Consider the following 12,456-nt stretch of genomic DNA (forward strand, 5'->3'; position numbering starts at 1 on the left):
TTCACCCCCAGGGCAATGATCTTCACGGAATCATCTATTTCTTTCTTTAAGCTTTCAATTATCTGGCTTCCGAGACCGCCTCCCATACCGTCGATAACCCCTATGTTCACTCTCTTATGCCTCCATTACATTATTGTATATTCAAGCCCTTCATGGGCTAATTCCCCCGTTTCAGCCGCTATTTCAATATTTAACTTTCAGGCAGCTTCTATTATATCAAAGTTTTGGCAAACCGTCTACAGATTAAAGGTCTGGAAACTCTCTATCTTTAATAGAAATGAGCAGAAAGCCACCAGTGGGTATAATAAAAAGCCGGGATTCTTCCCGGCTTTCTTAGAGGGGACTGTTTATCCTCCGAGAACATTAGGGACCAGAAATACTTCATCTCCATCTTTAAGCTTAGTTTTTGTTCCTTCTAAAAATGTAATATTTTCCCCATTCAACAATACCACCTGAGCCAAACTCCTGTTTGTTCTATAGAGGAATTTGGTAATAGGTTCCCCGTATTTCTTTTCCAACTCTGATAAAAGGTCGCTAATTGAAGAGCCTTCCGGTAAAAATATTTCCTTTTCACGTCCCCCTATAAGTTCAGCAATATCCATGGCAGCTACAATCTTTATACCGATCATTTATAGGCACCCTGTCTTTCTAAATCTTTAATAACATCTTCAAGCCCTAATTCTGCTAGTTTTTCTTTGGTTGGTATTCCGTTTTTATCCCAGCCTCTTTCAGCATAGTATTCATCAAGCATGAGATCCAAAACAGACAGAGAGCGCTTTCTGGTAGAATACTCTTGTCGTGAATTACAGCTTGAACACAATAAAAGGAAAAAATTTCCTGAAAATAGCGGTATTAAAAGGGCAAAATTTCCGGAGAGATCCAAAGGTCAGTTCTGTCAAAAGAAGTATACGGTGTTCCTTTTAAATCTGTTGCTGTGCCCATAAAAGATGAAGCAGACCAGGTAATCGGATGTCTGGCCCTGGCAATGAGCCTAAAAAACCAAGGAATGCTTGAACAAGCTACCCAATCTCTATCGGCTACCAGTGAACAAATTGTTGCTTCCACAGAGGAGCTGGCGGCTTCTGCCCAGGAATTGGCTAAAGGGATGGAGCTAATCGATACTTTGCGAAAAGAAATGGAAGAACAGGTACAAAGGACAGAGAAGCTGCTAACTTTTATAAAAGAGGTAGCTCGAAATTTACATATTTTGGGAATAAATGCTTCCAATTTACCAAACAAAAACCTCTTTAGAGTCACTAATGAAACCAGTCTTTTCATTATAAAAACTTTTTCTTTGAGCTGGAGGTATCCAAAAGATCGGTGAAGACACCCCTCCTCGTGCCTCAAAAGATGGCGGTCTGTTAGTTATAAGCTTTTTAACTCTTACCTGAATAATATAATCGCTCATTTTTGCCGAAACCAGCTTTAGTAAAGCCTTTCGTTCATAAATCCCTAAAGGCTTTAACACCATCTTTTTTAAATGCGGGGCGATAATTTCCATCTTATCGGGATCAACGTTGTCTTTAAAATTTAATAAATTTTGATAAACATCAGCCAAAGCCGTAGCCATTTTACTACCGTCTTCGACAAAAACATCATGAACATCTCCCAAATCTTTTATCAACCGAAATTCCTGTATAATATCAAAATCAAGTTTTAAAATACCTTCTTCCCAGAGTTTTTTATCTTTGACACCTCTTTTTAAGATATTCGCATAATATTCTTCGGTCAGCTTTCCGTACTCCGGTTCCAAAATTTCTTCTTGCTGGGTTAAAAGCTTTATGGTATCTTCCCGTTGCATAAAAGGATAGATATAGTGGCTGTCAGCCTCTAATTGGATAATATATACCGGTAAATAACTTCCTTTTTTACCTTCCCGGTTAACCCGTCCCGCAGTTTGAATAATTGAATCAAGTGGGGCCAAATCCCGAAAGGCCATATCGAAATCAAGGTCCACCCCAGCTTCAATGGTTTGCGTAGAAACCAAGATTACCGGTTTTTGGCCAGAAGAATTTTTTCTTTTTTTCAGCCTCTTTTCAACTATATTTATTACCTTTCTTCTCTTTTTCGGTATAATGTTGGTTGACAAATAATAAACTTTGGCCTTAATTTTTTGTTCTTTTAATGCTTTGTTAATTTCATTAAATATATCAATACTTCTCTTAATAGTATTGACGACAATCAGAACCGATGACTTCTGGTCCCACTTTTCAAAAAACAGCTCGAGAAATTGTTCAGTATTACGCTTCTTTTCTAGTAAAGGAATCAGCTTTGTTCGTTTCAACTTTTGGAAATATTGTTCATAATCCGGCAGGAGAGTAACGGGTTTAAGTTTTTTCCCCTCCGGGTTGAGTAAAGTTCCAAACTCCAATAATTTGGGCTGAGTGGCGGTCATAAGAATGAAACGGGTCCCGTAATATTCGGCCATTTTTTGTAAAACGGCACCAACCAAAGGCATGTAATCATCCGGAACAGCCTGAGCTTCATCGATAATTACTATACTGCCCGCCAATTTATTAACTTTTTTTAATAACCTGTTATTGCCGGTAAAAATTGATTGAAACAATTGAACAAACGTCGTAAGAATAACATCTCCTTCCCATGACTCAACCTCTAATAATGCTTTATCTATAGGTATTTCTTCCTGCTCATTATCTCTTGCTGAAAAATCAGATAAACGGTGGTGGACTATTAAATCCACATCTTGTCCGAAAACTTGTTCATAGTCTTTCCGGTGCTGTTCAATTATATTGATAAAAGGTATAGCAGTTATAATACGCGGGGTGTAATCTTCAATCTGTTTTATTCTTTCCTGCAACCGCAAAGCACACTGCAGAGAAGATAAAGTCTTACCGATTCCAGTAGGAGCGGTAAGCAAAAAAAACCGGGTGTTTCGAATCTCATCGTCAGTGAGAGCATCAACCACAGCCATTATCGAACGACGCGCTTTCTCCCGCAGGTCAAGAAAAGTATACTCTGTTGCTGTGTTTAAAGTACTAACTCCTTTTTGCTTATTTCGCAGATAAAGGTTTACTTTTTCCGGAGAAACAGTAATGGTTTTTTTCGGCTTTAGCTCAGCAGCGTCTAACTTGTCTAAATCAATCAGGAGAGAAAAAAGATAAACAAGGAAAAAATACCACTCAGGTTCCTGAATCCGGCCGGTTTGAAAAAGTTGGGGTATTAATTTAAAATCCGTACTTTTTTTACGTAGGGATTCAATCTGTAAGTAACCGGCGAACTCTTCAAGAGGAATCTCTTTTTCCAAACCCAAATCAATTATTATCTCCTCGACCTTGTTTTTTAGATGTTTTTCAATTTCTTCGACTTCATGCCATATTCTTCTTTCATTTTCGATTGAAAACAGTCCGTTTGTTCGAAGATTGAGGTGATGTAATCTAACAGTCAAATACGAAAGAAACAAAATAATTTTCCCAGTTAAATCAGCACCTGTTGGAAAAAGTTTTTGTTGTAAAAAATTATATATAAAGCAGGCGGAGATATGGGCATGGTTTTTTAAAGCTGATTCTATTTCATACAATAAGTACCTCTGAAAATAATCAGTATATTTACCTAAATCATGAAAGTACCCAAGCCAATAACAAATAGTCTTTAATTCTTGGTTATTCAGGCTTTTAAACTTTACCACCGTCGGAATTTTTTCTTGAGCAGCCCGGGCTACAGCTGCCAAATGTTCGCATAATAATTGCTTAATTCTTTTTTCTTTGTCATAATGAGCATAGTATTCCAAGAGCATCACCTCAATGACTTTCAGATTAGGCAAACTTTTCTTGTTTGCTTATAAAAGTTATACCCATTCTGCCATTTGCTATTATCCTCTTACCTTAAAAACGTTAGTGTAGTAAGAAATTACCGTAGCAACAGCATGCTACGGTAAAAGCTAGCTACTCCATCCAAGTGATGTTTTCTCCGTTTTCCAAACAGACAAAAGAATCAATATTTACTTTAACCGGTTGCCCGGTCAGATTAATTATCATATTACCTAATCCATGCGGGGTTATCTTTCGATCCTTGTCAAATTCTAACGGCACTTCTTCCTTTATAAGCCGGTACTGTCCGTCAGCTACTTCGTCAACAACTATTTCCACGCATTTTTTCTGCGGAATAACGGAATTAATATTAACGACAGTCGTTGCTTTAATCTCCTTTCCTTCTATTAGTCGGCCTTTTTCTAGCCAGCCAAGGTTATATGCCGTACCCAAAGCCACGCTAATTCCTTTGCTGAAATATCCCACAAAATCCTTCTTTATCAGGTTCTCCAATTTGGTCATAACCTTATCATCCTCATGGACAACCCAGATTTGATAATCAATATATCCTTTTTGCAGGTTATGGGGGATAATAAATTCGGTTGCCGTTTGGCTCGGGTATTCCGCGGAACCGTTAAAATCCCTATCGCCTTTTATCATTAACAGATTCAATTTTTGCATACACTTTTTTATCGGCGCCCGAGTCGCCAGAGCGATTTGGCATTTTTCCAAGGAAAATTCATGGTAGTATGTGTCCCGTTCTCTCCCCAATAATCCGGCCAAAATACCGGCAACAGTTGTACGCGGAGGTATAAAATACGAAAGAGCCGATGAATTAGAGTAATATTTCCGGAAATGGGCCATCTTTCCCCGCAAGTGAAACGAGAAAATTTTCATTTTTATTCTCCCCTTTGTATCGGCTCCCAAAGGTCAACTGGATCAAAAGCCGGTATATTGAGCAGACGACCCTCTTGCGCAACCGGGTGTATCCAGCCAATAACCTTTTCGATATATCCCTTGTCTTTCAGGTCAGTAATAACTTGATTTAAACCGTGGAAATCAACGGTCAAATCATTTAAGCTCCTTATAGTTACTTCTCTACTGGCGTCATCCTCTTTATTCTCTTTCACGTCGACAAACCGTCGCAGATCGCCCAGATAAACATCATATTCAGGCTTATAAACTATTTCCAGGTAAAACAGGGGTTCTTGTCCCTGTTTGCTGTCTGTCTGGTTGGTCATTAAACCCTGTACTAAAGCATGTCGGAAAAGGTCGCGGTCTTCTTCGGTCATACCCGTTAATTTGGCGCTATATTTGTTCATTGTGCCGTAATGAGCCACTAGAGCATAATATACTTTATATTTCTTCCCAAAAGTCGAGCTGTCTTCATTCATGATGCTGGTTATTGTACTGGATCTGACCAGTTCAACCGGGTGTAAGGAGTATCCCCACGAAATTTGGACCGGACCGGTATAGGTCCGTGTTACTCCTTCCACAGCCATGGCGCTTCCGAATAACCGTATATCAATTAATGAGCGTTTAATAATCTCGGTAAGAAAAAGGTTATTGACAGTGGCCAGCTCTTTGGTTTTCTTACTGCTTTTTAATTCTTCGAGTTTATTCAGATAAGCTTCTTTATAATTTTCGTCCCTTCCCAACATTTCTTCCCAGGCTTGTTTTAAACTTTGGTTTTCGGCAAAAAGTTGCTCCATTCTTTTCTTGTCACCAAGCCAACTATCTCTAACATACTCAAACATTGTGTCCATAGGGACTTTTTTATCCGCTAATGTGTCAACAAAAATCTGGTAACCCTTATTTTTTAGAAAATCCCGGCAGTCACGCTTTCTCCTGGCATCACTTACTAATAAGGTAGAAGTATCATAGTCCATGCGTGGTTTGTTCTCTTGATCCGGATCCCCATTAGGGTTCGTCATTGTCGCCTGAAACCCAAACAAAAACTCGCTGTTTCGGTTGATAATCATTTGTATCATCCTTTCCTTAAAATTAATTTTCTTCAGGAACAATGTCTTCCTGGGCTTTTTCTTCTTCCGGAGTTAAGTCAGGGGCTTTCGTGCCCACCATATAAGCATAGCCGGACATAATGTAGAAGACATTGGCCTGTTCACTTAAAGGCCATTTCCGTTCGAAATTTCCGGAATAATAATGGTGAAACCTGTTCATTACAGCTTCGGAAAACAAGCTCCATCTGTTATATTGTCTTAATTTTTCCAATAAGTCGTTGTACAGTTGATAGACTTCTTTTTGGTTCATTCCTTGGAAATGCACTTTTTTTAATACCGGCTTTTTTTTATGTTCTTTAAACCATTGCGCTAAAGCTACCCTGTACAGTAAAACTCCCACATAGAAAAGGGCTCTGGCTTCTGGGCATAAACCTTGCCTGTAAAGAAAAGCTTCCATGTTTTTGATGGCAGAATCAACTTTTTCCGAGCCGGTTGTTATTTCCTCATTCATTCTCTCTCCCCCTCCAAAAACTTTTTTATCTAAAATGCCGAACCCCTGACAGGTGTGGATTAGAACCAAATATCTCATAATTATATTTTTAATATAAAAGTCTTCGTAGCCGTTCTGGTACCGTCGCAAATTCAAGTTAATAAAATTATCAATTTTCTCCTTGCTTAACTGCCGCAGACCTTTGTCCAAAGCTTCCACCGCATAACTAAATAAATTTCCGGCTTTTACCTGTTCCCCATTTAAAAGGGCTTTATAAAAAGACAGTACCCGTCCGATATCCAACTGTTCACCTTGACGGTTGATACGTACCGGTATAATCCGGTAGATATGGCCGATAGACATACTTCGCAAATGTGCTTGTAATTTAAAAGCTTCCTCAGCGAGCTTTTCCAGTATCCTCTGAAACCGGAGTACAGGAACATCTTCGATTGTTTCCAAAATAGTTACTGAGTTGCCATCAGAACGGTAAAATATGAAATTCAAAGCATATTGGTTTAAGTTGTCCCCCATTGCTCCTGTTTCAAGTTGTTGCAGCCACTCATCAGCCTTGGAAATTTGAAAAGCCAAGTCTATATCTTTTTTTAATTTATAGAGATGATTATAATCAAAATTCCCAAACAGTCCTTCCGGTATGATAAATACATCTTCACCCGCTATCCTTCCCTTAAAACGCTCTGAAATTATTTTCTCCCCGGCCAACAACTTTTGGTAACATTCCTGGCAAGTGGCATACACATAATCATAATTGAAATCGCGAAGGTACGGAGAGGTATTAATTGTAGTGGTTGTAAATATTTTATTTATCCCGGATCTGCTGAATTTTTTCGAATACTTGCTGGATACATCTGTTCGGGTTCGGCCACAAAGATAACAAACCTTCTCTTTTTCCCCCGGTTTTTTTTCAGAAGAGCTTGGCCCTAAATTATTCACCAACTTAACCAGTTCCAAATAATCCTTATGGGTAGATAAAACCACTTCTTCCCCACTTTCCATTTTCACTACAGGAACTACTAAGACAAACCGGTTATGTTTATTCTCATCCTTAATGAATAATCGGATAAAAGACTCATAATTTAGTTTTTTTTCCTCTTGCTCCGGCGCCTTAATCTTTACACTATTTGAAAGCAGCTCTACTTCTAATTGAGGTTGTTCTTTGATAATAGTCAATTTGTCCGGGTTAATACCCCATCCGTCTTTTTTATTAATAAAGATATAACTCTGATCTGCCAGTTTTTTTAATAATTGTCCCATTTCCCGGTCTTGAAGATTATAACGGGACAAAGTTTGGTAAAGATCCGTCCATACTTTTCCCAGTAAATATTTGAGCGAATTTGATTCTCGAACTAAGTAGTACTGAGCTGCAGCAGCTGAATTATTACCAAAATAGTAATACTCATCCAAATGCTTCTCTTTAAATTCATCTTTCACTTCGAAGTTGATCTCTTTATTCTGCAAATCAAAAACCAAAAATACTGTATAAGGCAGATCCTCTTCTTTTAATTTAACTTTCAAACCTTTTATCAAAGAACTAAACTCATTATTTCCGCCTACATTAGCGTTTTTCCCAATGTATGCGGTTAATTGCGGTAAATTCAACATATTCACCTCCCCATATAAAATGTAGATTTTCGGAAACTCAGTTTCCTTTATTCTCAAGCCCTCTCACGAGGGCTATTATTTTTTTACCTCCACTTGTCTCTATTGCAAAAATAGTTGATATTTATAGATATCATGAGATATTATGAGTATACTTGTGATTGATGCGAATATATGCTAATATTCATACTTGACTTTTTCGGATCATCCCCATAATTGAAGTGGATGGTATTTTTTACCATTACTTTAATAAATGAGGGTGATTCTTTTATGCTTACAAAATGTTCTTCTCATGTTGAGTTTAAATAATTTTTGCGGCAGCAGGTTCCTCTGCTGTGGGTTGTTGATTCAAAAAGGCTTATGTTTTTCTCTAGGTCTTTGTCTAAGGTTTGGTTTTTAAATTTGGATCCTGCTGCTTGTTTGTTGTACAAATGTTTTTCTTCTTCTATGGGTAGGCCTGTTAAATATGATCCTGTGTGTATTTTAAGGTCTTTGGTTTTGATGTTGGATCTTGGATACCACAGTGTTACTAAATGGGTTAAGGCTCTTCGTTCTGATGATATTCTGGCTGTTTTGTCCGGCTTTGAGCCTCATAATACGCCAGGTGTGGGAACGTTTTATGATTTTTTTGATAGGCTCTGGCTTGAGGATAGGAAGACCAGGATTAAAAGATGGCGTAAATTGAGGTCTCCTATTAGAAAGCCAGGGAAAAAGTTCAAAACCGGACAGAAGCAGCCTGTTAAACATCCGGGGGTTGTAGGTAAGTTGTGTAAAAGGGTTAAGAGTGGTAGATTACCTTTCCCCCTGCGGGCTGAAAAGCTTATTCAGGAGATTTTCGCCCGCTGTGTTGTGGATGTTTCTGTCTATATGGGCATGATCCCGGATCCTTTGAACCTTGTGCTGTCGGGTGATGGCTCTTCTTTGAGAACGGGATCCAGCCCATATGGTGTTAAGGTTTGTGATTGTAGGAAAAAGGGTATTTTTAGTTGTGATTGTATGCGTCGTTTTTCTGATCCTGAGGCTTCTTGGGGCTGGAACAGTTACCGTAATGAGTATTACTATGGGTATTCTCCTTATGTTTTGACTGCAGCATCAAGTGTTGGTGAACTCCCAATGTATATTAGGCTTGTTGAGGCCCGCCGCCATGATTCTGTAACAGGTATTGTTTCTTTGGCTGAGTTTAGGGAGCTTTATCCGTGTTTGGGTATTTCTAAGTTTATTGCTGATTCTGCTCATGATGCTTATCCTTTTTATGAGCTTTGTGAGTTTTGGGGTGTTGAGCCTTTTATTGATTTAAATTCTAAGGGTAAGGGCAATTTTAAGGATTTGCCTTCGGTCAGTGTTAATGAGTATGGTGTTCCTATTTGCCCTAAGGGTTATGCTATGTGTTTTTGTGGTTTTAATAAAAGTCGCAGTCGTTTGAAGTGGCGATGCCCTTTGAAAGCCGGCAGCAGACGTGTTAGAAAAAACATTTCTTGTGATTGCCCTTGTTCTGATTCCCCTTATGGGCGTACGGTTTATACTAAGCCTCAGGATGATTTAAGGCTTTTTACTAAAACCCCCAGGGATTCTAAAGCGTGGCGCAAGGTTTATGCTATGCGGTCTTCTTCGGAACGCTCGTTTAAGCGGATTAAGAATGATTATGAGATTGAACGCTCTCACGTTAGAAGCCGCAAGAATTGGTATTTGTTTATTCATTTTGCTGCTATGAATTGTCATCTTGATGCTTGGGTTGCTAAGGCTGAAAAAGAACATTTTGATATCTGGGCTGAGGTTTTGGGTAAGGCTTTTGCAGCTTAGAATCCCAAAGTTAATTATTTTCTATATTTTACCTTTTAAAATGGCTTTTTTAAAGGGTTAGTTTGTTATTGCCATTTTTGGGGTTTTATTTTTGTAAGTATTGCTGTTTACTTGTTTTTTTGTCCTTTACTTCCTTGTTTTGGTAAATGGTTATGGTTTATTGGTTTTTTTGTTGGGTTTGTTAGTTTTTTACAGGGAATTATTGACTGTTTTCGAAATTACTCAAAATATTATTGTTTCATAGTTGAAGTTTTTAATTTGGTTCACTAATTTTTAGGTATTTTCCTTTTTATCTTTTATCTTCCATAAAAAAATAGAAAGTCCTTTATTAATTGTATTTTTTTTATGATATAAAACCAGGTTTTGAGATACTCTTTTAAGTAGTAGTTGATTACTATTTTTTACTAACTGTTTCTAACAGCCGAAATATTGATGTGCTCTCAGCTACTCTTTTCTATATTTATCATTTCAAGCAATCCGAAGCCCATGCTGTTTTTTGCCCCTAATCCCGCATCAACTGCTATTTGTAGAAGTGAGGCCGGTCCACTCATGGATAAAATCCCACAATATCCCTTGATTACAAAACCTTTATACTTAATAATTTGCAGCTTCGGCTGGCGCAGAGGCTTAATCTGGACCTCTCCTTCCGGGGGTACTTCTCCATAGATAGCCTGGTATTTTTTGTAAAGGTTTTCTTTGGCTAAACGGGAAAAGTCGCCATCTCCGGGTTGAAAGTAACAGGTATATTTGCCCACCTCCGGCCTGAGTAAGGTGCTGTAAACTACCACCGGTGAAAGTGTTTTCACACGTATCTGCTTTTGCATGTGTGTGCTTGCCCCATCCGCTACCAACGGCCTGTCCACTTCTACCCTCTGAAGGCTGAGAACAACAGGGCCAATTCTTAAATTGTTTTTGGTCAGCAATCCGTTTAACAAGGATTCGCAAAACTTGTCCATTGGAGAAGAGACAATCAGTTTAACCGGCGACTTAAAAGTAATCTCTGCTGTAGAAGGATTAAAGTAATAAACCCCGGTTAAACGGGAAAATGTAAAGAGCTTAAATCGGCGTCCGCTCCCTTCAAATCCTGTATCGTGCAGAAATTCGGCGAAAGTACCGTCTAAGGTAGCGTAGATAGCCGATTGGACCATATGGTTGTAATGAACCGGCAAAGTTATGAGGTTACTATTATCAGGACAAGAAAACTCAATTAGTAGTCGCATGGTGATCCTCCAGGAATTGTAATATAATACCACATACTCCGACAAAAACTACTAAACTTAAATCAAGAATCCAAGTTAAACAGAGTATTTAATTTCATTTTGACTTGTTTAAACTTCTGAGAACTGATTTTTCCAATTTTCTTATATACAATTTTTGGGGATATGGTAAAAATTTTATTCGTCAATATACATGAAGGCACCTTGATATGTCCGTCAATTAAGTCTTTGTTAGTAAAATCAATAGAAAATTTCTGCTTATTCATGATATTTGAAGTAATTGCAGCAACTATGAGGTCATCCGTTTTCCGATTTAGCTTTGTGTTTGAAAGCACCAAGACCGGTCGGATCTTTTTAGAAGAAAAATCTGTAAAAGGAATATTTAATAACAAAATATCACCTTGTTCGAAGACCATGGCTAACCTCCAAATTTTTTCATGTAATCCTTATAGGTAGGCTATGAAGTATTAATTAATATAATATTGGTTTCAATTCTTTACTAAGAAAACTAGATAACATCTTTACAATATTATATGAATTAAAGTTTATCAATACTCAAATAAAAGCATAAACGAGAAAAAAGGCACAATATGGCCTTTTTTCTAAATTTTTCTTTTTATTATACATATTTTCTCCTTTATTCATTATCCCATACTTGATCGTCTATTTCATTATTCCAAAAATCCAGACAGCTTTCGCTGGCTAGCAATAAATCATTTAAAAGTTCTTTGTTGCGTTTGGCCACTAAATAGCCAATAAAATCAATAACTTCGGACAATTCTTTTTCTGGTAAACTATATATAAGTTCAACAATCTTTTCTTTTGGTATCCGCAAGCGTACTTCACCTCATAATCAATTTATATATTTATATGACTATCCCCTTAGCTCAGGGAGAATTATAAATGGCATCCCTCCGCTTGCCGTTCGCACCGCTCTTAGCTCCGCTCACTCTGGAATTTAGCTCTCCGCCATCACAGGCTAGGAGCCAAATTAACAGTCGCTTATGTGTTTGCCATTTATTCAATTGGACTTGCCGTATCCTGATTAAAGTATATAGTCATATATATTTATTATATCCTAAAACCGAGTCTTTTTAAATCATTTTTTAGGTGTGGAGCATAAAGCGGACATTAAACTAGAAAACAACACTCATTACCCTTATAAGTTTTTGGCACCTAGTCCGGCATCTAATGCGCTTCAAAGCAAAGTCATACGGTTATTATCAGAACCAGAAAGCTCAAACAATTACACTAAGCATATGTTTGTCCTCCCCGAAAGTACTAATTAAGATTAACAAGTCAGTTCAGTCAGAATAGTCTAAAAATATAAAAATACCTCCACCCAGTCACCGGCCAGCAGACATGCCCTGTATACATCCTCAAAAAACCGGTAAGAACATTAACCCCTCTCAGGCCGGTAACTAACAGGAAATGAATCGTTACCTCCTTTAGCGGGCACTAACAGCCGATTACCCCGCTGTTAAAAGCCTCCCTTATTCTCTGGGCGAGATATGAATACCTTTCAGCTACTTTATTGTTTTTAACCGCTATGGCAAGGGCTTTTTTGGTCCCAACTAGAACAACCATTTCCTTTGCCCTGGTTA

12 protein-coding genes are annotated in these 12,456 nt (G+C 38.0%); 2 read left to right on the forward strand and 10 right to left on the reverse strand.

Annotated elements, in window-relative coordinates:
* The 3 genes from HPY74_16500 to HPY74_16510 form a co-directional block, all read right to left on the reverse strand.
* A partial coding sequence (locus HPY74_16500) for a DUF3842 family protein (GenBank protein NSW92244.1) occupies window positions 1-110 on the reverse strand: 110 nt, incomplete at its 3' end.
* A 237-nt stretch (window positions 111-347) separates the two neighbouring features.
* A complete protein-coding gene (locus HPY74_16505) occupies window positions 348-629 on the reverse strand; it encodes a MoaD family protein (GenBank protein NSW92245.1) in 282 nt (93 codons plus the stop codon).
* On the reverse strand, window positions 626-751 hold the full coding sequence (locus tag HPY74_16510) for a hypothetical protein (GenBank protein NSW92246.1): 126 nt from the start codon (window positions 749-751) through the stop codon (window positions 626-628). The genes HPY74_16505 and HPY74_16510 overlap by 4 nt, the downstream gene beginning before the upstream one ends.
* A gap of 183 nt (window positions 752-934) precedes the next feature.
* Between HPY74_16510 and HPY74_16515 the strand changes: the two genes are divergently transcribed.
* Entirely contained in the window at window positions 935-1,324 is a 390-nt protein-coding gene (locus HPY74_16515) for a hypothetical protein (GenBank protein ID NSW92247.1), read from the forward strand.
* Here HPY74_16515 and cas3 read toward each other — a convergent pair.
* The 4 genes from cas3 to HPY74_16535 form a co-directional block, all read right to left on the reverse strand.
* On the reverse strand, window positions 1,229-3,748 hold the full coding sequence (cas3, locus tag HPY74_16520) for a CRISPR-associated helicase Cas3' (GenBank protein NSW92248.1): 2,520 nt from the start codon (window positions 3,746-3,748) through the stop codon (window positions 1,229-1,231). The genes HPY74_16515 and cas3 overlap by 96 nt on opposite strands.
* A 154-nt stretch (window positions 3,749-3,902) precedes the next feature.
* The gene (cas5, locus tag HPY74_16525; protein ID NSW92249.1) at window positions 3,903-4,664 is read right to left on the reverse strand and encodes a CRISPR-associated protein Cas5; all 762 of its coding nucleotides are present in this window, start codon (window positions 4,662-4,664) and stop codon (window positions 3,903-3,905) included.
* 2 nt (window positions 4,665-4,666) lie between these two features.
* Window positions 4,667-5,749: a type I CRISPR-associated protein Cas7 gene (locus tag HPY74_16530; protein ID NSW92250.1), complete on the reverse strand. Its 1,083-nt coding sequence runs from the start codon at window positions 5,747-5,749 to the stop codon at window positions 4,667-4,669.
* Between the two features lie 22 nt (window positions 5,750-5,771).
* On the reverse strand, window positions 5,772-7,835 hold the full coding sequence (locus HPY74_16535; protein NSW92251.1) for a CRISPR-associated protein: 2,064 nt from the start codon (window positions 7,833-7,835) through the stop codon (window positions 5,772-5,774).
* A 360-nt stretch (window positions 7,836-8,195) separates the two neighbouring features.
* Here HPY74_16535 and HPY74_16540 point away from each other — a divergent pair, with 360 nt between their 5' ends.
* Window positions 8,196-9,635 (forward strand): transposase, encoded by a 1,440-nt coding sequence (locus HPY74_16540; protein ID NSW92252.1) that lies wholly within the window; start codon window positions 8,196-8,198, stop codon window positions 9,633-9,635.
* Between the two features lie 440 nt (window positions 9,636-10,075).
* Here HPY74_16540 and cas6 read toward each other — a convergent pair whose 3' ends face one another.
* The 3 genes from cas6 to HPY74_16555 form a co-directional block, all read right to left on the reverse strand.
* Entirely contained in the window at window positions 10,076-10,855 is a 780-nt protein-coding gene (gene cas6, locus HPY74_16545) for a CRISPR-associated endoribonuclease Cas6 (GenBank protein NSW92253.1), read from the reverse strand.
* Window positions 10,856-10,917: 62 nt separating this feature from the next.
* The gene (locus HPY74_16550) at window positions 10,918-11,268 is read right to left on the reverse strand and encodes a type II toxin-antitoxin system PemK/MazF family toxin (GenBank protein ID NSW92254.1); all 351 of its coding nucleotides are present in this window, start codon (window positions 11,266-11,268) and stop codon (window positions 10,918-10,920) included.
* A 221-nt stretch (window positions 11,269-11,489) separates the two neighbouring features.
* Entirely contained in the window at window positions 11,490-11,687 is a 198-nt protein-coding gene (locus HPY74_16555) for a DUF2281 domain-containing protein (GenBank protein NSW92255.1), read from the reverse strand.
* Window positions 11,688-12,456 lie beyond the last annotated feature (769 nt).

The organism is Bacillota bacterium (assembly GCA_013314855.1).
Taxonomy (GTDB): domain Bacteria; phylum Bacillota; class Clostridia; order Acetivibrionales; family DUMC01; genus Ch48.